This is a genomic window from Pseudomonas sp. LSJ-87 (assembly GCF_032971465.1).
Classification (GTDB): Bacteria; Pseudomonadota; Gammaproteobacteria; order Pseudomonadales; family Pseudomonadaceae; genus Aquipseudomonas; species Aquipseudomonas putida_Z.
Window position 1 is genome coordinate 72,354 of record NZ_JAWJYQ010000019.1, and the last position, 21,877, is coordinate 94,230.

21 protein-coding genes and 1 pseudogene are annotated in these 21,877 nt (G+C 61.3%); 4 read left to right on the forward strand and 18 right to left on the reverse strand.

Annotated elements, in window-relative coordinates; all coding sequences use genetic code 11:
• Nucleotides 1–6 precede the first annotated feature (6 nt).
• The 13 genes from RYH74_RS12645 to RYH74_RS12705 form a co-directional block, all read right to left on the reverse strand.
• Complete coding sequence (locus RYH74_RS12645) at nt 7–348, reverse strand: copper-binding protein (RefSeq protein WP_110996594.1); 342 nt, start codon at nt 346–348, stop codon at nt 7–9.
• Nucleotides 345–3,503: an efflux RND transporter permease subunit gene (locus RYH74_RS12650; protein ID WP_135192575.1), complete on the reverse strand. Its 3,159-nt coding sequence runs from the start codon at nt 3,501–3,503 to the stop codon at nt 345–347. Before RYH74_RS12650 ends, RYH74_RS12645 begins: the two co-directional genes overlap by 4 nt.
• Nucleotides 3,500–4,966, reverse strand: coding sequence for an efflux RND transporter periplasmic adaptor subunit (locus RYH74_RS12655; RefSeq protein ID WP_135192576.1), 1,467 nt, complete (start codon nt 4,964–4,966; stop codon nt 3,500–3,502). Before RYH74_RS12655 ends, RYH74_RS12650 begins: the two co-directional genes overlap by 4 nt.
• The gene (locus RYH74_RS12660; RefSeq protein WP_059183360.1) at nt 4,963–6,219 is read right to left on the reverse strand and encodes a TolC family protein; all 1,257 of its coding nucleotides are present in this window, start codon (nt 6,217–6,219) and stop codon (nt 4,963–4,965) included. The genes RYH74_RS12655 and RYH74_RS12660 overlap by 4 nt, the downstream gene beginning before the upstream one ends.
• A gap of 89 nt (nt 6,220–6,308) precedes the next feature.
• A complete protein-coding gene (locus tag RYH74_RS12665; RefSeq protein ID WP_110996600.1) occupies nt 6,309–6,659 on the reverse strand; it encodes a hypothetical protein in 351 nt (116 codons plus the stop codon).
• A gap of 79 nt (nt 6,660–6,738) precedes the next feature.
• Nucleotides 6,739–7,971, reverse strand: a complete 1,233-nt coding sequence (gene arsJ, locus RYH74_RS12670; protein ID WP_135192577.1) for an organoarsenical effux MFS transporter ArsJ — start codon at nt 7,969–7,971, stop codon at nt 6,739–6,741.
• A gap of 9 nt (nt 7,972–7,980) precedes the next feature.
• Entirely contained in the window at nt 7,981–8,985 is a 1,005-nt protein-coding gene (locus RYH74_RS12675; protein WP_135192578.1) for an ArsJ-associated glyceraldehyde-3-phosphate dehydrogenase, read from the reverse strand.
• Nucleotides 8,986–9,017: 32 nt separating this feature from the next.
• Nucleotides 9,018–9,521 (reverse strand): dual specificity protein phosphatase family protein, encoded by a 504-nt coding sequence (locus RYH74_RS12680; protein WP_094010870.1) that lies wholly within the window; start codon nt 9,519–9,521, stop codon nt 9,018–9,020.
• A 12-nt stretch (nt 9,522–9,533) separates the two neighbouring features.
• Entirely contained in the window at nt 9,534–10,250 is a 717-nt protein-coding gene (gene arsH, locus RYH74_RS12685) for an arsenical resistance protein ArsH (protein WP_135192579.1), read from the reverse strand.
• Nucleotides 10,251–10,253: 3 nt separating this feature from the next.
• Complete coding sequence (arsB, locus tag RYH74_RS12690; RefSeq protein ID WP_317409501.1) at nt 10,254–11,315, reverse strand: ACR3 family arsenite efflux transporter; 1,062 nt, start codon at nt 11,313–11,315, stop codon at nt 10,254–10,256.
• 18 nt (nt 11,316–11,333) lie between these two features.
• Nucleotides 11,334–11,804 carry an arsenate reductase ArsC gene (locus tag RYH74_RS12695; RefSeq protein ID WP_135192581.1) on the reverse strand — a complete coding sequence of 157 codons (471 nt, stop codon included), beginning with the start codon at nt 11,802–11,804 and terminating at the stop codon, nt 11,334–11,336.
• A gap of 19 nt (nt 11,805–11,823) precedes the next feature.
• Nucleotides 11,824–12,180, reverse strand: coding sequence for a metalloregulator ArsR/SmtB family transcription factor (locus tag RYH74_RS12700; RefSeq protein WP_051096013.1), 357 nt, complete (start codon nt 12,178–12,180; stop codon nt 11,824–11,826).
• Between the two features lie 8 nt (nt 12,181–12,188).
• Nucleotides 12,189–12,602: an arsenate reductase ArsC gene (locus RYH74_RS12705; protein WP_110994187.1), complete on the reverse strand. Its 414-nt coding sequence runs from the start codon at nt 12,600–12,602 to the stop codon at nt 12,189–12,191.
• 115 nt (nt 12,603–12,717) lie between these two features.
• Here RYH74_RS12705 and RYH74_RS12710 point away from each other — a divergent pair, with 115 nt between their 5' ends.
• Complete coding sequence (locus tag RYH74_RS12710; RefSeq protein ID WP_110994188.1) at nt 12,718–13,056, forward strand: ArsR/SmtB family transcription factor; 339 nt, start codon at nt 12,718–12,720, stop codon at nt 13,054–13,056.
• A gap of 43 nt (nt 13,057–13,099) precedes the next feature.
• Nucleotides 13,100–14,191 carry a flavin-containing monooxygenase gene (locus RYH74_RS12715; protein WP_110994189.1) on the forward strand — a complete coding sequence of 364 codons (1,092 nt, stop codon included), beginning with the start codon at nt 13,100–13,102 and terminating at the stop codon, nt 14,189–14,191.
• Between the two features lie 38 nt (nt 14,192–14,229).
• On the opposite strand, the gene RYH74_RS12720 is transcribed toward RYH74_RS12715, so the two are convergent.
• From RYH74_RS12720 to RYH74_RS12730, 3 genes are all read right to left on the reverse strand, one after another.
• The gene (locus RYH74_RS12720; RefSeq protein WP_110994190.1) at nt 14,230–15,594 is read right to left on the reverse strand and encodes an NAD(P)-binding domain-containing protein; all 1,365 of its coding nucleotides are present in this window, start codon (nt 15,592–15,594) and stop codon (nt 14,230–14,232) included.
• The gene (locus RYH74_RS12725; protein ID WP_051096008.1) at nt 15,591–16,106 is read right to left on the reverse strand and encodes an arsinothricin resistance N-acetyltransferase ArsN1 family A; all 516 of its coding nucleotides are present in this window, start codon (nt 16,104–16,106) and stop codon (nt 15,591–15,593) included. Before RYH74_RS12725 ends, RYH74_RS12720 begins: the two co-directional genes overlap by 4 nt.
• A gap of 63 nt (nt 16,107–16,169) precedes the next feature.
• Nucleotides 16,170–16,664 carry a MarR family winged helix-turn-helix transcriptional regulator gene (locus RYH74_RS12730; RefSeq protein WP_110994191.1) on the reverse strand — a complete coding sequence of 165 codons (495 nt, stop codon included), beginning with the start codon at nt 16,662–16,664 and terminating at the stop codon, nt 16,170–16,172.
• Between the two features lie 134 nt (nt 16,665–16,798).
• Between RYH74_RS12730 and RYH74_RS12735 the strand changes: the two genes are divergently transcribed.
• Together RYH74_RS12735 and greB are read left to right on the forward strand one after the other, a co-directional pair.
• Entirely contained in the window at nt 16,799–17,995 is a 1,197-nt protein-coding gene (locus tag RYH74_RS12735; protein ID WP_135192582.1) for an MFS transporter, read from the forward strand.
• Between the two features lie 232 nt (nt 17,996–18,227).
• Nucleotides 18,228–18,560, forward strand: a pseudogene (greB, locus tag RYH74_RS12740) (transcription elongation factor GreB); the annotation flags it as partial.
• Nucleotides 18,561–18,686: 126 nt separating this feature from the next.
• On the opposite strand, the gene RYH74_RS12745 reads toward greB, so the two are convergent.
• Nucleotides 18,687–21,194: an ABC transporter permease gene (locus RYH74_RS12745; RefSeq protein ID WP_317409502.1), complete on the reverse strand. Its 2,508-nt coding sequence runs from the start codon at nt 21,192–21,194 to the stop codon at nt 18,687–18,689.
• Nucleotides 21,194–21,877, reverse strand: coding sequence for an ABC transporter ATP-binding protein (locus RYH74_RS12750; protein ID WP_016714756.1), 684 nt, complete (start codon nt 21,875–21,877; stop codon nt 21,194–21,196). The genes RYH74_RS12745 and RYH74_RS12750 overlap by 1 nt, the downstream gene beginning before the upstream one ends.

Genomic DNA, 21,877 nt, shown 5'->3' on the forward strand with positions numbered 1-21,877 from the left:
GACGATTTACTCCTTACGGATATCAATAATCGTCGCGCTGCTGCCGTCCATCCTGAAGTCAAACGCTACCTTATCTCCCACCTTCAACTTTTCCAGCTGCTGCGCAGTGGCCTTGAAGCCCATGGTCATGGCTGGCCATTTCAGCGCCGCCACCGGTCCATGCATTAAGGTCACTTTGCCGCCCTGGGCGTCTATGGCCTTTACCATCCCTTCAGCGTGAGCGGCAGGTGCTGCTTGAGCTTCCTTCATATCCATACCATCCATGTTCATCCCGGCCATGGAGTCTTGAGCTTGTGCGCCTGATGCAAAGGCGAAGAGCAGTGCAACACTGAGGTAGAGCTTTTTCATCGGATTTCTCCTGGTGTGGAATCGTGAGTGACTACAAGAGCGCGGCGCTGGATCAGCCAATACGCTGCGGGAATAACGAAGAGAGAGAGCAAGGGGGCGGTCAGCATTCCGCCTACCATGGGTACGGCGATGCGGCTCATCACTTCGCTGCCGGTCCCGCTGCTCCAGAGAATGGGCAGCAAGCCTGCAACGATCACTGCCACGGTCATCGCCTTCGGCCGGATGCGCTGTACCGCGCCCTCGCGAATGGCCTCAAGTAGAGCTGGCTGAGTGGGCTCACCATTGGCCTGTCGCTCGGCCCAAGCGTTATTCAGGTAGATCAGCATGATCACCCCGAACTCCGCCGCGACCCCGGCCAAGGCAATGAAGCCAACGCCGGTGGCTACCGACAGGTTGAAACCCATCAGGTACAGCAACCACACACCGCCGGTGAGGGCGAAAGGCAGAGTGCCCATGATCAGCAGCGCCTCACCTAGGCGGCCAAAGGTCAGATACAGCAGGACGAAGATGATGGCCAATGTCGCCGGCACCACCCAGGCCAACCGAGCGTTGGCGCGCTCCAGATACTCGAACTGGCCTGAATAACTCAGACTGACGCCTGGATCAAGCTTCACTTCGCGGTCAACTGCCTGACGCAGGTCAGCGACCACAGACGACAGATCACGGCCGCGAACGTCGATGTACACCCAGCCAGAGGGGCGGGCGTTCTCGCTCTTGAGCATCGGCGGGCCTTCGGCAATTCGCACACGGGCCAAGGTGCCGAGGGTTATCTGGGCACCTTGAGCGGTGTAGATTGGTAGCTGACGCAGTGCCTCGACTGAATCGCGCCATTCGCGGGGGTAGCGGACGCTGATCGGGTAACGCGCCAGGCCTTCCACCGTCTCCCCGATGGTTTCGCCACCAATGGCGCCGGCGACAATGGCTTGCACGTCGGCGATGTTCAGGCCGTAACGGGCAGCAGCCTGGCGGTCGATGTCGAGATCGACGTACCGTCCGCCGGTCAAACGCTCGGCCAGTGCCGAGGTCACGCCAGGTACAGTCTTCGCTACCCGTTCGACGGCCAGGGTCGTGCGGTCGATCTGCGCCAGGTCGCTGCCGGCCACCTTTACGCCAATCGGGCTCTTGATACCGGTGGCGAGCATGTCGATTCGGTTGCGGATTGGCGGAATCCAGATGTTGGTCAGGCCCGGTACGCGTACGGTCCGGTCGAGTTCCTCGACCAGTTTTTCGCTGGTCATTCCTGGCCGCCACTGATCCTTGGGCTTGAGCCGCACGATGGTCTCGAACATCTCCAACGGTGCCGGGTCGGTGGCTGACTCCGCGCGACCGGCCTTGCCGAACACACTGGCGACTTCTGGCACCGTGCGGATCAGTCTATCGGTGCGCTGCAGCAGCTCCGAGGCCTTTTGCGCCGACAGGCCTGGCAGGGCCGAGGGCATGTACAGCAGGTCACCTTCGTCCAGCGGCGGCAGGAATTCTCCACCCAGGTGGCTCAATGGCCACAGGCTGCTGAGCAAGATCGCCAGCGCGCCCAACAGCGTCAACCACGGCCTACGCAGTACGACCTCAAGCGCCGGCCGGTACACGCGAATCAGCCCACGGTTGAGTGGATTACGCTGCTCGGCAGGCAATGGCCCACGGATCCAGTAGCCCATTAGCACCGGCACCAATGTCACGGCTAGCCCCGCCGCGGCCGCCATGGCGTAGGTCTTGGTGAACGCCAGGGGTGCGAACAGCCGTCCCTCCTGGGCCTGCAAGGTGAACACCGGCACGAACGACAGGGTGATGATCATCAGGCTGAAGAACAGCGCCGGCCCGACCTCCACGGCGGCATCTGTCATGACCCGCCAGTGCTCGGCTCCTCTCAGCACCTGCCCCGGATGACGGGCATGCCAGGCCTCGACCCGTTTGTGCGCGTTTTCGATCATCACCACAGCGGCATCGACCATTGCGCCAATGGCGATGGCAATTCCGCCCAGAGACATGATGTTGGCGTTGATGCCCTGGTGCCGCATGATGATCAGCGCGATCAGCACCCCCACCGGCAATGACACGATCGCAACCAGCGACGAGCGCAGGTGCCACAGGAAGGCCGCACACACCAGTGCGACCACGATGAACTCCTCGATCAACTTGTGACTGAGGTTGTCTACGGCGCGGTCGATCAATTGGCTGCGGTCATAGGTAGTCACCAGCTCGACGCCGGCGGGCAGGCTTTTCTTCAGTGTTTCGAGCTTTTCCTTCACACGGGTGATGGCTTCCCGGGCATTCTTGCCGCTGCGCAGGATCACCACGCCGCCCACGGCTTCGCCTTCGCCGTCCAGCTCCCCGATGCCCCGCCGGGCTTCCGGCCCGAGTTGTACTCGGGCGACGTCGCCCAGCGTCACCGGTGCACCGTTGGCAGCCAAGCGCAGGGGGATGGCGCGAAAGTCGTCCAGCGTCTTCAGGTAGCCCGAGGCCCGCACCATGAATTCCGCCTCACCTTGTTCCAGCACGCCACCGCCCGTTTCCTGATTGGCCTTGCCGATGGCGTTTGCGACCTCGCCCTGGGTGATGCCGAGACTGGCCATACGCAGCGGGTCGAGTACCACCTGGTACTGCTTGACCATGCCGCCAATGCTTGCCACTTCAGCGACATCCGGTACAGTCTTGAGCTCAAAGCGCAGGAACCAATCCTGCAGGCTGCGCAGCTGTGCCAGATCATGCCTGCCACTGCGGTCGACCAAAGCGTACTGGTAGATCCAGCCAACGCCTGTGGCGTCCGGCCCAAGTGCTGGTTTGGCTGAGGCAGGCAGGCGCGACTGAACCTGGCTCAGGTACTCCAACACGCGTGAGCGTGCCCAGTACACGTCGGTGCCATCTTCAAACAGCACGTAGACGAAGCTGTCGCCGAAGGCAGAAAAGCCACGTACGGTCTTGGCGGCCGGTACCGAGAGCATCGTGGTGGTCAGCGGATAGGTGACCTGGTTTTCGACGATCTGGGGTGCTTGCCCTGGGTAGGAGGTACGGATGATTACTTGGGCGTCCGACAGATCGGGCAAGGCATCGATCGGCAGGCTGCGCAGCGAAAATATCCCCCAGGCCACCAGGAACAAAGTGGTGAGCAGAACCAGTATGCGATTGCTCACTGACCAACGAATCAGTTTTTCGATCATGGCTGGCCCTCCAGCGCATTGATCTGCTCGATGACCATGCCGTCGTCGCGCTCCCGAACACCAAAGCGGATACGTTCACCCACCTTGAGCCCAGTAATCAGCGTGGGGTCGGCCACATGAAAAGTCATGGTCATCCCAGGCATTCCCAGGGTGACGAAAGGCCCATGGGCGATGGTCAGCTGATTACCTTCAATTTGCACGATTCGACCGTCTGCTTCATGCAGCTCGGGCGGTTGCGAGGCGGCCGGTGAGTCCGAGGCGGTGGTCGCCTCGATGCCTTTGAGGCTGGCTTCGGAGTCGATCAGGAACTGTCCGGATGCCACGACTTTTTGCCCGGCCTGCAGGCCTTTCAAGATGGTAACCTGGCCGCCGTTCTCCTGGCCTAGCAGCACTTCCACTGGGCGGAACCGGCCTTGGTCTTCGGCCACCATCACCAGATCACGTTTGCCGGTGCGGATTACGGCCTCGGCAGGTAGCAGCAGGCTGTCATCGGCGTTTTCGCCTGGGCGCAGCGCAACCTGCGCGGTCATTCCCGGCCGTAGCCGACCATCTTTGTTGGGCAGCTCAATACGCAGGCGCAAGGTACGGCTTTGCAGGTCTGCATCCGCGAGCAGAGCTGTCAGTTTGCCTAGAACGGTCTCGCCGGGATAAGCCGGCAAGTGGGCCTCTACTGCTTGCCCCTCGTGCAGGCCACTTGCCTGAGCTTCCGGCACAGCGGCTTCGAGCCACACATTCGCTATGCCATTGATGCGTGCCAGGGTTGCGCCAGGTGCCACGGTCATTCCTGGACGCAGGTCCAGTGCCTGGATGACCCCGGCGCTCGGTGCGACCAGTGTTACCTGGTTCTGCACCTTGCCGCTGCGTGCGACCCGGTCGAGCAGTTCACCCGGCATGCCGGCCAGCAGCAGGCGCTGGCGTGCTGCAGCTAGCAACTGCACATCACCCAAGTGGCGCAGCGCGAGAAACTCTTCCTGCAGCCCAGCCCATTCCGGAGCCAGTACATCTGCCAGAGGCGCGCCTTTGGCCACCACATCCCCCGTGGCTCGGCCATAGGTGCGCTCAACGAAGCCTGCGGTGCGTGCCTGGAGCACACTGAAATCTCGCTCATCGAAGGCCAGCACACCGCTGACCTGCAGGCTGCGCTGCAGCCGGCCACGGCTCACCGTCGCCAGGCGTACCCCAAGGTTCTGTTGTACGCCTTGGCTGATTTGCACCGCAGGCTCTGCGGGGCCTGTGCCTTCTTCGGCGTACTTCGCTACCAGTTGCATGTCCATGAACGGCGACTTGCCGGGCGCTGGGAAGTGTTGCTGCGGGTACATCGGGTCGTACCAATACAATGGCTTCTGTTCCGCTGTTGCTGCGGGTGCTTGTGCAGGTTGCCCAGGATGCCCCAGCCAATAGCCTGTCCCGGTGCCAATGGCCAGGGCGAGTGCTGTGATCAAACCGATAGACCTGTTGTTCATGCACGCACCTCTCCATATACGAAGTGCAGGCGAGCGGCGGTCGCCGCTAGCTGCCCTTGCAGGTCGATATCCTGTAACCGTGCCTCGATGCGCTGACGCCGCGCTGTGACTACCTCTTCCAGCGCCGACTTGCCTGCCCGGTAGTCGGCCAAGGCCAGGCTGACGCGTTGTTCGGCCAGCGGCAGCAAGGTTTCGCGGCTGCGCGTCACCGCCCTTTGCAGGCGTTGGTATTCCGCCAGGTCAGCTTCGAGCTGCGCGGTGTGTTCACGCAGTGCCGCTTCCTGTTCGTCCTCCAGTTGCCGCACCTGGGCCTGGCGAGCGGCGATCATCGGGTCCTGCCGCGACCCGCTGAACAGCGGTAACTGGAAACTGACCTGCAGGCTGACCATGTTGCTGAATTCAGGCCCGCGGCGTTGGTAGTCAACCTGCCAGCCCCAATCTGACTTTTTCTCGGCGATGGCCTGCTGCACCTGAGCTTGGGCTTCACGGGTCATGGCCCCGTAGGCGGCCAACTCCGGATGGGCGTGTAGGGTGTGCAGGTAGTCAGGTGCGCGTACCGGCCACTGCGGAAACGTCGGCGCTTGTAATGCGTCGGCATCCTGTCCGATCCAGCGTTTAAGTGCGGCGCGGGCCTGGGTGGCTTGGGTCAGTAGTTGGTCCTTCTGCTCTTCCAGCTGCGCGGCCTCCTGGCCCGGGGCCAGGGCGTCGGCGGAAGCGCCGCCCCCTGCGGCCAGGCGTGCACGTACCGCCGCTGCCAGCAGGCGGTTCTCGTTGAACAGATTGTCGAACTGCTGCAATTTGCGTTGCAGGGTGTACGCGGTAATCCAGGCTTGTGCCGTGGCTGCACGCACTTTCAGACGCTCGAACAGCGCTTCGGCATCCGCCCGCTCGACCGTGGCCTGAGCGGTTTCGACCCGCGCTTTTCGTTTGTCGCGGTTGGGCACCTCCTGAGAAAGGCCGACCACCTGCATGGTCATGAAGTCTCGGTTGGTACTCCATCGATCGCTGCCATCCACGGGCAGATTCTGCACACCGAGATTCAATCGTGGATCTGGCAATTCACCCGCAGGCACAACTGAGTGACGTGCTGCGGAAGCCTGTTCCTGGCGTGCTTGAAGCGAAGGTGCGTTGCGCTCGGCGAGTTGCAGCGCATCGTCCAGCGTGAGCGAATTCGCCTGCGCGGATAGCACCGGCAGCAGGAGTGTCAGGGCGGCAGCAAGCATCCGCCCTGAATGGGAACATAGGGGAGTCATGAAGATGATTCCTCGAAAAAACCAGCGCACAGGCGCATGTCATCGTTCAGCCGCCGAGGCAGAACAATGGTGTGAGGTTCACGAAGGAATCAGGTGCGGGGAGGACGCCAATGATCGGGGGGGGGCCTGGTCAGAAGGCCTTCGCCATAGGTATCGACAGGGCGGGGAGTCGAGAAGGTGAGCGCGGGCTCGAGCATGCTGACCTGCAATGTGCTTGCGGTCCTGCATTCCTGGCCGATTTTGCAGGCCTTGTTGGCGTGCTGAGAGGTTTTCCCCTGATCCTGGTCCTGACAGCAGTCGTGCTCCATCCCTGCCATCATCTGCATGCCCATGGTTTGCATGGGGCAAGGCTCGATGGCTGAGTCGACTCCCGCCATCCCGTTGAGAGGAAGCGAAAGTACGAGCATCAGGATAGTGAACAGTCGCAGGATGCGGATCATAGGGGCGAGTTTAGGTGATATTGGTTAGCGCAGCATTAACTGCGCCTTTACTTAAGAAAAACGCAATTACTTCTGTTTACTACTGCGACGTTGCAATCACCTCAACGTGCTTGGGTAAAGCAATAGAGATCAGGGCTGCGAGTAGCATGAAGGCCGAGGAAATCCATAAACAAGCTCCCAGCCCGTAGGCTTGGAATACCCAGCCCGAGAGCAGCGTACCAACCAGGCGACCCAGGGCGTTGGACATGTAGTAAAAGCCCACATCCAGCGAGACCCCATCTTCCTTGGCATAGCTGACGATCAGGTAGCTGTGCAGCGATGAGTTCACCGCGAATAGCACACCAAACAGCATCAACCCACCCAGCAGCACTACTTGCGCTGACCAGCCTGCCGACAGGCCCACGGCGATGAGCGCAGGTAGCCCGGCCAGGGCGATTGCCCAGATGAAGGCTGCTCGGCCGTCTGGCACATGACCACGCTTCTTGCCGGTGATGTGGGGGGCAAACGACTGGACGATGCCGTAGCCGATTACCCATGCGGCCAAGAAGCCACCGACCAGCCAGAAGTCCCAGCCAAACGCAGAGTTCAGGTACACCGGCAGAGCCACCACGAACCAGACATCCCGAGCACCAAACAAAAACAGCCGTGCGGCGGAGAGGATGTTGATGGCCCGGCTCTTGGACAGCATGTCGCGGAATTTCGGCTTGGCCTTGGCCTTGCCCAAGTCCTTTTTCAGCAGGATCAGACTGCCGATCCAAATCAGGGCCAGCACCGCCGCCATGGCCAGTACCGCCTGGCTGAAACCGAGCAGCGCAAGCAGTGCTCCCCCGAGGAAGAAGCCCACGCCTTTGAGCGCGTTTTTCGAGCCCGTCAGGATGGCCACCCATTTGTAGAGGGTGCCTTGCTGGCTGTCCGGCACCAGGAGCTTGATGGAGCTCTTGGCGCTCATCTTGTTCAGGTCCTTGGCGATGCCGGAGAGCGCCTGGGCGGCCATTACCCACGGCACCGTCAGCGAGGCTGCTGGTACCGTGAGCATCAGTAGGGCGACGACCTGCATGCCAAGGCCGATGTTCATGGTGCGGTTTAACCCCAGGCGGGCGCCGAGGTAGCCACCCACGAGGTTGGTGATCACGCCGAACACTTCGTAGAACAGGAACAGCGCCGCAATCTGCAGCGGCGTGTAGCCCAGCGAATGGAAGTGCAGTACCACCAACATGCGCAATGCGCCGTCGGTGAGGGTGAAGGCCCAGTAATTGCCGGTAACCAGCAGGTACTGACGCACTTCCGCAGACAGGGCTGACAACGCCTTCATGATCGCCGTTTACTCCGCTGCGCCGACTAAGCGTGCCAGTTCCGCGGCACGGTTGGCGTAGCCCCACTCGTTGTCGTACCAGGCGTAGATCTTCACCTGGGTACCGTTGACTACAAGGGTGGACAGCGCATCGATGATCGAGGACCGCGGATCGGTGCGGTAGTCGATGGACACCAAGGGGCGCTCTTCGTAGCCCAGAATGTCCTTCAGCGGCCCTTCGGCAGCGGCTTTCAGCAGCGAGTTGACCTCTTCAGCCGTCGTCTCACGTTCCACTTCGAACACGCAGTCGGTCAGCGAGGCGTTGGCCAGCGGTACACGCACGGCATGACCATTCAGCTTGCCGCGCAGTTCGGGGAAGATCTCGGCGATTGCGGTGGCCGAGCCTGTGGTGGTCGGGATCAGGCTCATGCCTGAGGCACGGGCACGACGCAGGTCCTTGTGCGGTGTATCGAGGATGCTCTGGGTATTGGTGAGGTCGTGAATGGTGGTGATCGAGCCGTGGCGGATGCCCAAATTCTCGTGAATCACCTTGACCACCGGGGCCAGGCAGTTAGTAGTGCAGGAAGCGGCGGTGACGATACGATGCTGCGCCGGGTCGAACAGGTGCTGGTTGACGCCCATCACCACGTTCAGTGCGCCTTTCTCCTTTACTGGAGCGCAGACGACCACACGTTTGGCGCCTTGATCCAGGTAGGCCTGGAGCACGGCTACCGACTTCATCTTGCCGCTGGCATCGATGACCAGGTCGCAGCCCGACCAGTCGGTGTCCGCGATGGTCTTGTTGGCGGTGACCTTGATGCGCTTGCCCTCGATCACTACCGCGTCGCCCTCTGCGCAGGCTTCACGGTGCCAGCGTCCGTGGATCGAATCGAAGTTGATCAGATGGGCATGGGTCTCGGCGTCACCGGCCGGGTCATTGATCTGCACAAACTCGAATTCCGGCCAGTCCCAGGATGCGCGAAGCGCCAAGCGACCAATACGGCCAAACCCATTGATACCTACTTTGATAGCCATGTTCTTGTTCTCGAATCGCGATTAGCGAAAGGTCAGAGGGTGTCGCTGAACTGGTTGATATACCCAACGTGCGCAGGGTTCTGGATCGCACGTGGACGCAGGGCCTGGACCTGGGAAACAGCTTCCTGCACAGGGATGCCGCACTCGATCATCAGGCGGGCGGCAAACAGGCCGGTGCGGCCAGAGCCGCCCTTGCAGTGAATGGCGATCGTCTTACCGGTCATCACCAGCTCTTTCAGGCGTTCCCGGTGAGCCTCCCAGGCGGCCGCAAACGGCTCACCGGGCGCTTCGTCGTCCTCGACCGGCAGGTGGAACCATTCGAGGCCCAGCAGTTGGCACTCCTCGGGAAGCAGATCGATCTCGTTCTGCAGCAGTTCTTCACTCGGCATCAGGGTTACCAGCGCGCTCGCGCCGGCATCGTGCAACGTTGCCAGAGCCTGAGATACCGATGTCTCCTTGGTACCGGGGCACGGAGTGAAGATCAGCTGGCCGACCAGTTCGGAATTAGCCAACACGGAATACGGGTGCAATTGCATGCTCACAAAGCCTCAAATGGATCGTTGATTGACACGCTTGGATAGTTCTTCAGCCGACTCTTTACGTTCGGAGTAGCGATCGACCAGGTAGTCGGAGCGATCACGAAGCAGCAGGGTGAACTTCACCAACTCCTCCATTACGTCGACGACACGGTCGTAGTACGAAGAGGGTTTCATGCGACCCGCCTCGTCAAATTCCAGGTAGGCCTTCGGCACGGACGACTGGTTAGGGATGGTGAACATGCGCATCCAGCGGCCGAGGACGCGCAGCTGGTTGACCACGTTGAACGACTGCGAGCCGCCGCAGACCTGCATCACCGCGAGGGTTTTGCCTTGAGTGGGGCGCACGGCGCCCATGCTCAGTGGAATCCAGTCGATCTGCGACTTGAACACGCCGGTCATTGCACCGTGGCGTTCCGGCGAGCACCAGACCATGCCTTCGGACCACAGCACCAGATCGCGCAGCTCCTTGACCATGGGGTGGTCATCGGGCACGTCATCCGCCAGTGGCAGCCCGGTCGGATTGAAGATCCGCGTCTCGGCACCGAAGTGCTCTAGCAGGCGTGCCGCTTCTTCCGTCAGCAGGCGGCTGAACGAGCGTTCGCGGGTCGATCCGTACAGCAGCAGAATGCGAGGCTTGTGGGTGGACTTTGGCTCGACTGCCAACTTGTCTGCTGTCGGCAGGTCGACCAGATCGTTGTCGATATTGGGGATGTGGTGTTCGGTCATGATTTACTCCTGAGACAAGGCGCCAGATGGCTGATCGAACCAGCGGCGCTTGAGCCACAAGGCCACGCCCACCAGGGAGATCAGTACCGGCACTTCCACCAAGGGCCCGATGACGGTGGCAAATGCGACCGGCGAGGCAAGACCGAAGGTGGCGATGGCCACGGCAATGGCCAGTTCAAAGTTGTTGCTCGCTGCGGTGAACGCCAGCGCAGTGGTACGTGGGTAGTCAGCTTCCACCAGCTTGCCCATCCAGAAGCTGATGAAGAACATCACCACAAAGTAGATGGTCAGCGGGATAGCGATGCGCAGCACATCCAGCGGCAGTTGCAGCACCATGTCGCCTTTCAGGCTGAACATGGCGACGATGGTCAGCAGCAGTGCCACGAGGGTCAGCGGGCTGATCTTCGGGATGAAGCGCTCCTGGTACCAGGTCTCGCCCTTGCTGCTGATCAGAATCTTGCGGGTCAGGAAACCAGCCAGGAACGGGATGCCCAGGTAGATCAGCACCGATTGAGCGATATCGAGGAAGCTGGTCTCAATGACGCTACCTTCAAGGCCAAACAGCGGCGGCAACAGGCCCAGGAAGATCCAGGCGTACACGCTGAAGAACAGGATCTGGAAAATGCTGTTGAAGGCGACCAGACCGGCCACGTACTGGTTGTTGCCACCGGCGATCTGGTTCCACACCAGCACCATGGCGATGCAGCGTGCCAGGCCGATGAGGATCAGGCCGGTCATGTACTCAGGCTTGTCGGAAAGGAAGACAACGGCTAGCCCGAACATCAGGACCGGGCCGATCACCCAGTTCTGGATCAGCGACAGGGCAAGGATGCGCTTGTCCTTGAAGACTTGCGGCAACTCCTCGTATTTCACCTTCGCCAGAGGTGGGTACATCATGACGATGAGGCCAATGGCGATGGGGATGTTTGTCGAGCCTACCGACAGGCTATTCAGCCACGCAGGCAATCCCTGGAACAGGCTGCCCAGACCAATGCCCAGGCCCATGGCCAGAAAGATCCAGACCGTCAGGTAGCGGTCTAGGAATGAAAGTCGGCTTTTGCTCATGGTGGATCTCCCTAAACGTCAGAGCGTTCCGATGCGGGCCAGCTCGACCTTGAGCTGCGCGGCATCCAGTTGGTCGAAAGGCAGTGCGATGAATGCCTTGAGGCGTCGCTTGATCTGCTCAAGCGTGTTGTCGAATGCCGCGTCCAGCTCGGCGGCACTACCGTGCAAATCCGAAGGGTCAGAAAGTCCCCAGTGGGCTTTCACTGCTGGTCCGAAGAACACGGGGCAGGCTTCGCCAGCGGCCTTGTCGCAGACAGTGATGACAAAGTCCGGTGCCAGCTCGGCATGCGCGTCACTGGACTTGCTGCTGAGGCCCTCGGTGGAGATACCGGCACGCTGCAGCGCGGTGATGGACAGCGGGTGCACCTCACCCTTTGGCTGGCTGCCGGCGCTGTAGGCCTTCATGCCGGCCGGGGCCAGATGATTGAAAACAGCCTCGGAGAGGATGCTGCGGCAGCTATTGGCGGTGCAGAGGAACAGAACTTTCATCGGGTTTTCTCGGCAATGATCAGCAGCAGGAGGCGACGCGTTGAGGGCGGTCACCCATGGTGTCCAGTCGTTTGGTGCTAGTACTTAGCCATTCGCGGTTGGCTTCCAGCGTCGTCGCCAGGACCTCACGTACCCAGGCGGGAAGCGATGGATGCAGCCGGTAATAAACCCACTGGCCCTGACGGCGGTCTTCCAGCAGGTCACAGGTGCGCAGTTGCGCCAGGTGGCGAGAAACCTTGGGCTGGCTTTCTTCCAGCGCGCAGGTCAGTTCACAGACGCAGAGTTCTTCCTCGCGAGCGATCAGCAGCATCATCCGAATGCGGTTCTCGTCGGCGAGGCATTTGAAAACCTTGGTGGGGGTCAGCGAGTCAGTCATAGCAATTCTCAGTGTTTGGTTTTCACCAGGACGAACATCTTGATGCGCTCATGAATCTCGTGAAGCGTGTGTCGGAAGGCATCGTGTTGGTCACTGGTGACAGGGTCTTCGAAGTTCCACGCCAGAACCTCGCCGAAGGCAGGCAACGTAAGGCACTCATGGGCTGCCTTGTCGCACAGCGTAATCACGTAGTCGAACCGCTCCCCTGCGAACTCATCGATGGACTTGCTGCGTAGAGCCTTGGTATCGATATCGAGATATTCGAGGGCTTCATAGGTGCGCGGATCGACTTGGCCAGGCTGGGTACCTGCGCTGAAGGCTTCGAAGTGAATAGGGTCTGTGTGTCGGAGCAAAGCTTCGGCGAGCTGGGAGCGAGCGGCGTTCGCGGTGCAAACAAACAGGACGCGGATCTTGCCAGTCATCACTTGGTACCCTGCGCGTATATGGTTTTTCGAATATACGCTTTTCCGAATGTATCGCAAGCCCTCGATGATGGGTGGCTTTACATGTGCACGTTTATGCACATATATTGACCGCATGACGATCAACCAAAATCTCCGTGCTCAAACCATCGACGCCGCCATCGAGTCGCTGGACGAGGCCTTCTTCAAAGCGCTTTGCGAGCCTTCCAGAGTCGCGGTTTTCAAGCGCGTGCTTTTGCTCGGCCGGGCTGATGTCGGCGAAATCGCCAAAGAGCTGCCACAGGAGCGCTCGGTGATCTCCAGGCACCTGCAGGTATTGCATGACGCCAAGATCGTGAAGGCTACCAAGGTGGGCAGGCAGGTGTTCTATGAAGTAAATGGCGAGGCGATCGTCGAGCGTCTGGAGGGTCTGCTCCAGCGAACCAAAGGTCTGGTTTCGCTCTGCTGTCCGTAGGCCGGCCTTTTTTTTGCCCTTATATATGCATGAGTGCGCACATATGAATGATTCGAATCGCGTTCTGGATGTGGTCGTCATCGGTGGTGGGCAAGCAGGTTTGGCGACTGGCTGGCATTTGCAGCAGCGCGGCTTGGAGTTCCTCATCTTGGATGAGCAGGCATCCCTTGGCGGGAACTGGCGTAACTACTACGAAAGCCTGCAGCTGTTCTCACCAGCTGAGTACTCTGCGCTGCCGGGGCGGGCGTTTCCTGGCGATCCCAAGGGCTACCCGCTGCGAGACGATGTGGTGCAGTACCTGGAGGCATACGCCGCCGAGTTTCAGTTGCCTTTCCAGGGCGGTACCCGAGTGGTGGCGGTCGTACAGAAGGAAAAGGCATTTGAGGTTCGCACCGCCAACGGAGCGACTTTCACTGCGCGTGCTGTGGTAGTGGCATCAGGGGGCTTCAGCTGTCCTTTCATGCCTGACATTCCTGGGCTGGAGAACTTTTCAGGACACTGTCTGCATAGCTCGGCTTATCGAACACCTGAGGCCTTTGCCGGCCAGCGTGTTGTCGTTGTGGGGGCAGCGAACTCGGCTGTTCAGATTGCCTATGAGCTTGCCGGCGTTGCACAGGTAGTGCTGGCTACCCGCGAGAAGATCCGCTTCTTCCCTCAGCGGATTCTTGGACTCGATTTTCATGCCTGGCTGAAATTCACCGGGTTGGAGCAAACACGATGGTTGAGTGATCAAAGCACTCCAGTGCTCGACACCGGCAAGTACCGAAAGGCACTGAGCAGCGGCAGACTTCAGCGCAGAGCCATGTTCCAGCAGGTACTGCCCGACGGTGTGATTTGGCCAGACAAAAGCAGCACCCAGATTGACGCGCTGATATTCGCAACAGGATTTCGCCCTAACCAGGAGTTTCTGGCGCAGCTCCCAGTCGTTGACCGGCACGGGCGTACGCTACAGCGAAACGGCGTGGCAATTCAGGTGCCTGGCTTGTACTTCGTGGGTCTGCCCAAGCAAAGGAATTTTGCCTCGGCGACCCTGCGAGGTGTTGGAGCTGATGCGGCATACCTGATGCCGCGGCTGCTTGAGCACTTGAGCGATAGGCGATTGCCTCACCTGTCCACTTCGCCCCGCACGATTTGAACTCGTGCAGGGCGAAAGAGCAGTCTCAGAGCATGGGGTTATGCGCGGCTTGCCGGTGTGCAGCAGCTCGACTTTTGGGCTGAAGGCGTTGCCAGGGGTTCCGGTGATGCACAGCAACTGGTTTGAGTAGTGGGCTTGGGTGCGCAGCAACTGGAAGCTTCATCTTGCTCCTCGAACTGAAGGCTGCAGACACCGGTTTCAGGCAGTTCGAGCTCGACACGCCGTGCCGCTTCCCAGTCGCCTGCAAGCCCGGCCATGATTGAGCGCACCTGCTCATACCCGGTAATCATCAGGAATGTCGGAGCACGACCGTAGCTCTTCATGCCTACGATAAAGATGCCTTCGTCGGGATGAGAGAGCTCATCGATGCCATGGGGGCGAACGGTACCGCAGCTGTGCTCATTCGGGTCGATCAACGGGGCCAACTGAACAGGGCTCTGTGTAGCCGGGTCGATAGCCAGTCGTAGCTCGCCCAGAAGCTGCAGATTAGGGCGGAAGCCAGTGGCGACGATGATCTCATCCACCTCTGGCAGAGCTTGGCCATTGCTGTGCACGACCAGCCCCTGTTCGGTCGTGTCGACCTGGCTGATGGAGATGTCCTGGTGTAGCGAGATCTTTCCTTGTTCGAGCAATGCACGGATTCGCAGACCCAGGCTGCCGCGCTCGGCCAATTTGTCATTGGCACCACCACCCAGAATTTTATCTAGCGAGTGTCCGCGAATAGCCCACGAAACCTGGGTACCGGGCAGTTGGACCAGATCCTGAAGAGCGTTGAATGCCGAGTGTCCGCCACCTACAACCAGCACTCGGCGCCCGAGATAACGATCGCGCGCATTGCCGCTGACATCGGGAATCCCATAGGCAATATGCGCTTTGGCGTTCAACTCTCCCAATGCCGGGATGCCGGATGCGCCCATCCAGTTCGGGGTCTCGTACGTGCCCGAGGCATCGATGACTGCGCGAGCTTGGATGTCTTGCTCACCCTTTGGCCCTTTAACACGCACCAGGAACGCGGCAGATTCGCGGCCTTTGGTTTTCTGCACATCAGCGCCGACTTTCGTCACAGCAGTGACGCGAGAGTTCAGATGAAGTCGTTCCTTGATGACTGGCAGCTCAGCTAGCGGGAGCAAGTAGTGATCCAGCAGTTCACGACCTGTGGGGTACGTGTCGGAATCAGGCGCTTGCCAGCCCGTTGCCGACAGTAACTTTGCAGCCTCCTTGTCTACGTTGTATTCCCAGGGCGAGAACATGCTGACGTGGCCCCATTGGCTAATGCTTTCTCCAGCCTGGCCGCCTGCTTCAAAAATGAGTGGGTTCATACCCCGGGCCACTGCGTGCGCAGCAGCCGCCAGCCCCACGGGGCCGGCGCCGATGATTACGATGGGAAGATCAGATTGGCTCATGCTCGTTCTCCTGTGTCAGGTTGGTTGGAGGGGAAGACTCGTTCAACGATGGCGCAATCAAGCCAGCGTCCTTCAAGGCATGCGTGTTTTTCATAGACGCCGACCTTCCGGAAACCGCAGGACTGGCAGAGCGCAAGGCTCGCTTCGTTGAAGGTGAAAATGCGGGAAAGGACTTTCCAGAAGCCCCGTGCCTCTGCTTCGCTCAACAGTGCGTTCAGCAGTGCCTTGCCGATGCCACGCCCACGGACATCTCGCCGTAAGTAAATCGAGAAATCAGCGATGCCGGCATAGCAGGAGCGCGCCCGGTAGCTGCTCAGGTTTGCCCACGCCACTACTGCGCCGTCTAGCTCGACGACCAGCACCGGGAAGCGAGACATATCGGCAACCCAGGGCTGTACATCCATGGCGGTCCGAGGCTGGGTCTCAAACGTAGAGCTACGGTCATCGATCCCTTGGTTGTAAATCTCGGCGATGGCCTGAACATCACCGAGCTGAGCGGGGCGAATGTGCATCTGGCTTCCTTTTTAAGTTGGTAGTAACAACAATTTAGATAAAAAAGGGGGATCTCCCCCTCATTATTCTTGCGGCTTCGCTGAGCAACTCTCGTTTGCCAAGCCGCAACGTACCTCAGCAGCGCGGGTCAGCTGCCGCAGGAGCGTCAGGGCTCCCTGGCGTACTTCCGGTGCCATGCAACTGATCATCGCCTTTTCTTCATTGATGAGGTCATCGCGGATGCGCTCATACAGGTCGGCACCGGCTTCGGTAGCCTGGACCCGCACGGCACGACGGTCTTCCGGATCTTCCACGCGGGAGACATACCCCTTGCGTTCCAGCGTATCGACGACACGGCTAGCCGTGCTCTTGTCCAGGAACATTTCCTCGGCCAGGGCCTGCAGACGTAGTGGTCCCTGCTTCACCAAGGTCTCGATGGCGTAGCACTGGGTGACGGATACGTCATAGCAGCAGATGCGATCGCGATCCCTGAACTGGTAGACGCGCACCAGCTGGTTCAGGGCTTCGTAGAGGTCTTCAGCATCACGGCTAAGGTCGTCGTTGTGCTCGTTCAGCATGTCATTTCCAGTTAGTTGTTACCTGCAACAATATGGGCGATGAGCGCGCTCGTCAACTGACCGGTCATCAGATTGACCTTTCAGAGCTCCGTCGACTACATTGGTTGTTACTAACAACCATAACAAGGACTGCCGTGACTCGACATGAACAGCTCCTGCCAGCCAACGTGGGTCGCGCTCGGTTAGTGTTCACCTTGGGCATCACCCAGATCTTGGCTTGGGCGTCGACGTTCTACCTGCCGGCGGTCCTGGCAGGTCCAATTGCTCGCGATACGGGCTGGTCTCTATCGTTTGTCGTGGGCGGACTGTCCTGGGGCATGCTGGTTGCTGGCCTTTGCTCTCCGCTGGCTGGCCGACTGATTGATCGCCGCGGCGGGCGCTCGGTCCTTGTTTTCAGTTCGCTGATGCTGGGTGCTGGGCTCACGGTGATGTCGATGGCCAACTCTCTGTGGCTCTATTACCTGGCTTGGTCGCTCCTTGGCGTAGCCATGGCCACGGGTTTGTATGACGCGGCATTTGCAACTCTGGGGACGTTGCTGGGAGAGCGTGCGCGGGGTGCAATAACGGGGCTGACCTTGATTGGCGGCTTTGCCAGTACTGTTGGATGGCCCGCGTTGGCGGCACTGGAGTCATGGATAGGCTGGCGGGATACCTGCTTGGTACTTGCTGCGATACATGTTGTGGTTGGCTTACCTGTTCATTGGCTGGCGGTGCCGAAACCGCTCGGCTCAGGAAAAGAGTCAACCTCGGAAGACCTGGCGTCGGTGACGCTCGATGAACGTAGCCGCCGCCTTTTCTGGCTTGTTGCAGGGCTGCTGACAGTAGTCGCCTTCGTCATGGCCAGCCTGTCTGTTCACCTGCTCACGGCGCTCAAGCAACTGGGTCTGCCAACGGTCACGGTGTTGGCAGTCGGGATGGTCATTGGACCGGCCCAGGTGGTTGCCAGGGTGCTGGAATTTTCGATTGCCCGGCATCTTCATCCGAGCTGGTCGGCTCGCGTCGGTGTGATGGTAAGCCTCATCGGCATCTGCCTGTTTATCCCTGGTGTGCCTTGGCTGGCATTTCCTGGAGCGGCACTTTACGGCGCGGGAATGGGGATTCTGACCATCGCCCGAGGCACATTGCCGTTGGTGCTTTTTGGCCCCCAGGGATATGGCGCACGGATGGGAGCACTGGCGCGGCCCATGCTTCTCGCACAGGCCGCAGGTCCATTTGCTGCGGCCATTGTGTTGAGCGCTCAGGGCGCTCCTGTAATGCTTTTGCTGATGGCGATGATGATCGCGGTGGCACTCTGGGGAAGCATCAAGTTGCCCACAGACACTCATTTATGACCAGCAATAAGGGGCTTACAAATTGGCTACTTACGGTCCAAAAACAGAGCGGGCCGTACTGATCGCCTCCAACCCAGGGCTGTCGCTAAGCCGGCGTAACCGCACCGAAGCTAGGTAGCTTCTGCTTTGATCTACGACGAAGCGAACCGAAGATGATCTGGAGCGTTTGTATCGTCGGGCCATCCTACGAGGACTAGCCCTGTTAATAGTATGTTTTGATCTGGGGCCCTAATACCAGTACAACAAGAAGCTGCTGCGCGAGATCGACCGTCGGGTGCGTTACCTGCGCAAGCGTCTTGAAGATGTGAAGGTGGTGGCCTACTCGCCGCAGCAGGAGGGCAAGGTGTTCTTCGGTGCCTGGGTGGAGATCGAGAACGACGAGGGCGAGACCATGAAGTTTCGCATTGTCGGGTATGACGAGATCTATGGGCGCAATGACTACATCTCGATCGACTCGCCCATGGCTCGTGCCCTGCTGAAGAAGGAGGAGGGTGATGAGGTGGTGGTGCATACGCCTACCGGTGAAGCGACCTGGTATGTGAACAGCATCAGCTACGGGCAGTGATCTGATGTTGCCTGTTGTGGCCCTATCGCCGGCAAGCCAGCTCCCACAGGGATAGCGCATGGCTCGAGGCCGCTGCGGTCGAGGTGGGAGCTGGCTTGCCGGCGATAGGGCCCTGACAGGTAAGTCTCACCCTTCCCGCAAGACCGCCAACGGGCTGGCATTCAACGCCCGCCGCGTCCCCAGCACCCCCGCACCACCTACCAGCAGCGCCCCTGCCAGCGGCAACAGCAGCAACCACACATGCGGGCTCCATTGCAGGTCGAAGGCATAGCGGTACAGCACCAGGGTAATCAGCTCGCACCCGACCGCCGCCAGCAAGCCGCTGGCCGCACCCAGCAAGCCGAACTCGATCCGCCGCGCCTTGACCAGCAATGGCCGCGCCGCGCCCAGCGCACGCAGCAAGGCGCCCTGGCGGATGCGCTCGTCCAGCGTCGCCTGCAAGCCAGCGAACAGCACCGCCAACCCGGCTGCCAGCACGAACAGCAACACATACTCCACCGCCAAGGTCACCTGGGCGAGGATGCTGCGCAGCTGATCGAGCAAGGCGTCCACCTGCAGGATGGTCACCGCCGGGAATGCCCGTGACAGCGCCACCACATCCAGGTCATGGCCCGCTGCCAGATAGAAGCTGGTCAGGTAGGTGGTCGGCAGCCCCTGCAACGTGCCGGGCTGGAAGATCATGTAGAAGTTCGGCTGGAAGCTGTCCCAGTGCACGCTGCGCAGGCTGCTGACCCGGGCTTGGCGCTGCTGGCCGCCGATGTCGAAGGTCAGCAGGTCGCCCAGTTGCAGCTTCAGGCTGCTGGCCAGTTCCGCCTCCACCGACACACCGGGGATTTCATCTTCGGCGGGCAACGCCTGCCACCAGTTGCCGCCCGTCAGTGCATTGCCTTCGGGCAGTTCGGCTGCCCAGGTCAGGCTGAGGTCGCGCTGCACGGCGCGCTCGCCTGCCGAATCCTTGCTGACCACCTGCTGCACCGGTTGCTCGTTGATGCGCACCAAGCGGCCGGGTGTCACCGGGTACAGCGGTGCCGAGGTGGCATTGACCTGCTGCAGGTGTTGGGCAAAGGGCTCACGGTCATCCGGCAGGATGTTCAGGGCGAAATGGTTGGGTGCATCCTTGGGCAGCTGCGCTTGCCAGGTGTCGAGCAGTTCCGCGCGCAGCAGGGCGACCAGGGCCATGGCCAGCAGGATCAGGCCGAAGGCCAGGGCCTGGCCGGCAGCGGCCATGGGGTGGCGCAGCAGTTGGCCCAGCCCCAGGCGCCAGGTCAGCGGGGCCCCGGCCAGCAATTGGCGCAGGCTGCGCAAACCGAGCAGCAGCAGGCCACCGAGCAGCAGCGCGGCGACCAGGCCGCCACCTAGCAGGGCGAAGGTGAGCAGCAGGTCGAGGCTCAGGCGCCACATGATCAGGCCCAGGGCGAACAGGGCCGCGCCGTACACCAGCCAGCTGCTGGGCGGTATCGGCAGCAGGTCGCGGCGTAGCACGCGCAGCGGCGGCACCTGGCCCAGCGCGGCAATTGGCGGCAGGGCGAAGCCGGCCAGGGCCACCAGCCCGGTAGCGATGCCGGCCAGGGCCGGGACGATGCCGCCTGCAGGCACCACGCTTGGCAGCAGGCCATGCAGCAGGCGGAACAGGCCCAGCTGGGCCAGCCAGCCGAGCAGGGCGCCGGCCAGCGCGGCGACCAGGCCGAGCATGGCCAATTGCAGGCAGTACAGGCCCAGTGCCTGGCGGCGCGAAAGGCCCAGGCAGCGCAGCAAGGCACTCGCGTCCAGGCGGCGTGCGGCGTAGCGGCTGGCCGACAGGGCAACGGCGACGCCTGCCAGCAGCACCGCCACCAGGCTGGCCATGTTCAGGTAGCGCTCGGCCTTGCCCAGGGCGCCGCCGACCTGCTGGTTGCCATCGCGGGTGTCGCGCAGGCGCTGGTTGGCGGCCAGGTCCTTTTTCAACGCCCCGCGGTACTGGGCCAACGCTTCGGCATCGCCGCGCCACAGGTCGCGGTAGGTGACCCGGCTGCCCGGTTGGATCACGCCGGTGGCCTGCAGGTCGGCCAGGTTCATCATTACTCGTGGGGTAAGGCTGTAGAAGTTGTTGGCGCGGTCCGGTTCGTAGGTCAGTACGCGGCTCATGCGCAGCGTCTTCATGCCCACGTCGATGCTGTCGCCAACCTTCAGCCCCAGTGCCGCCAGCAAGCGTGGTTCGACCCATGCTTCGCCAGGTGCCGGGCCGCCGCCCGGGGTTTCTGCGGCATAGGGCGCCGCGGCACTGCGCACTTGCCCGCGCAACGGGTAGGCACCATCAGTAGCCTTGACGCTGGACAGTTGGATGCCGTTGTCGCCGCCGACCACGCTGGTGAACTCGACCACCTGGGCGTGGCGCAAGCCAAGCGCCTTGCCGGCTTCTATCTGCTGGTCGCGGGCCGGGGCACTGCCCTGCAGTACCAGGTCGGCACCGAGGAACTCGCTGGCGCGCAGCTGCATGGCGCCGTTGAGGCGGGCACCGAAATAACCGATGGCAGTGCTGGCCGCGACCGCCACCAGCAGGGCGAAGAACAGCACGCGCACTTCGCTGGCGCGAATGTCGCGCAGCAACTGGCGCAGGGCCAGGCCGCACAGGCGAGACAGCGGCATGTGGTTCATCAGGCCTCCACCGGGGCCACCAGGCGGCCCGCATCCAGGCGGATCTGGCGGCGGCAGCGCCGGGCCAGGCGTTCGTCATGGGTAACCAGCACCAGGGTGGTGCCGCGTTCCTTGTTCAGTTCGAACAGCAGGTCGCTGATGCGCTCGCCGGTGTGGCTGTCGAGGTTGCCGGTGGGTTCGTCGGCGAACAGCACTGCCGGTTGCGCGGCGAAGGCACGGGCAATGGCCACCCGTTGCTGTTCGCCGCCCGAAAGCTGGCGCGGGGTGTGGCTCAGGCGCTTGCCCAGGCCGACCCGTTCGAGCAGGGTGCGCGCGTGTTCGCGGGCGTCGCGGCGGCCGTCCAGCTCCAGCGGCAGCATGACGTTTTCCAGGGCGTTGAGGCTGTCGAGCAGCTGGAACGACTGGAACACGAAGCCCACATGCTCGGCGCGCACCCGCGCGCGCTGGTCTTCATCCAGCGGCCCCAGGTCGTGGCCAGCGAGGATGACCTTGCCGGCGCTGGGCTGGTCGAGGCCGGCGAGCAGGCCGAGCAGGGTCGACTTGCCCGAGCCCGAGGCGCCGACGATGGCCAGGCTGTCGCCCTGGGCCAGGTCGAGGGACAGCGCGTGCAGGATGGTCAGGTCACCTTCCGCGCTGGGGACCACTTTGCTAAGGTTCTGCGCAACGAGAATGCTGGGGCCCAT

Coding starts and splice junctions, on each gene's coding strand:
- RYH74_RS12720 (WP_110994190.1), bottom strand. CDS start 15,594: ATGAGCCAATCTGATCTTCCCATCGTAATCATCGGCGCCGGCCCCGTG.
- RYH74_RS12715 (WP_110994189.1), top strand. CDS start 13,100: ATGAATGATTCGAATCGCGTTCTGGATGTGGTCGTCATCGGTGGTGGG.
- RYH74_RS12675 (WP_135192578.1), bottom strand. CDS start 8,985: ATGGCTATCAAAGTAGGTATCAATGGGTTTGGCCGTATTGGTCGCTTG.
- RYH74_RS12725 (WP_051096008.1), bottom strand. CDS start 16,106: ATGCACATTCGCCCCGCTCAGCTCGGTGATGTTCAGGCCATCGCCGAG.
- RYH74_RS12650 (WP_135192575.1), bottom strand. CDS start 3,503: ATGATCGAAAAACTGATTCGTTGGTCAGTGAGCAATCGCATACTGGTT.
- arsJ (WP_135192577.1), bottom strand. CDS start 7,971: ATGAAGGCGTTGTCAGCCCTGTCTGCGGAAGTGCGTCAGTACCTGCTG.
- RYH74_RS12645 (WP_110996594.1), bottom strand. CDS start 348: ATGAAAAAGCTCTACCTCAGTGTTGCACTGCTCTTCGCCTTTGCATCA.
- RYH74_RS12695 (WP_135192581.1), bottom strand. CDS start 11,804: ATGAAAGTTCTGTTCCTCTGCACCGCCAATAGCTGCCGCAGCATCCTC.
- RYH74_RS12710 (WP_110994188.1), top strand. CDS start 12,718: ATGACGATCAACCAAAATCTCCGTGCTCAAACCATCGACGCCGCCATC.
- RYH74_RS12705 (WP_110994187.1), bottom strand. CDS start 12,602: ATGACTGGCAAGATCCGCGTCCTGTTTGTTTGCACCGCGAACGCCGCT.
- RYH74_RS12750 (WP_016714756.1), bottom strand. CDS start 21,877: ATGGGCCCCAGCATTCTCGTTGCGCAGAACCTTAGCAAAGTGGTCCCC.
- RYH74_RS12655 (WP_135192576.1), bottom strand. CDS start 4,966: ATGAACAACAGGTCTATCGGTTTGATCACAGCACTCGCCCTGGCCATT.
- RYH74_RS12730 (WP_110994191.1), bottom strand. CDS start 16,664: ATGCTGAACGAGCACAACGACGACCTTAGCCGTGATGCTGAAGACCTC.
- RYH74_RS12700 (WP_051096013.1), bottom strand. CDS start 12,180: ATGACTGACTCGCTGACCCCCACCAAGGTTTTCAAATGCCTCGCCGAC.
- arsH (WP_135192579.1), bottom strand. CDS start 10,250: ATGACCGAACACCACATCCCCAATATCGACAACGATCTGGTCGACCTG.
- RYH74_RS12665 (WP_110996600.1), bottom strand. CDS start 6,659: ATGATCCGCATCCTGCGACTGTTCACTATCCTGATGCTCGTACTTTCG.
- RYH74_RS12745 (WP_317409502.1), bottom strand. CDS start 21,194: ATGAACCACATGCCGCTGTCTCGCCTGTGCGGCCTGGCCCTGCGCCAG.
- arsB (WP_317409501.1), bottom strand. CDS start 11,315: ATGAGCAAAAGCCGACTTTCATTCCTAGACCGCTACCTGACGGTCTGG.
- RYH74_RS12660 (WP_059183360.1), bottom strand. CDS start 6,219: ATGACTCCCCTATGTTCCCATTCAGGGCGGATGCTTGCTGCCGCCCTG.
- RYH74_RS12680 (WP_094010870.1), bottom strand. CDS start 9,521: ATGCAATTGCACCCGTATTCCGTGTTGGCTAATTCCGAACTGGTCGGC.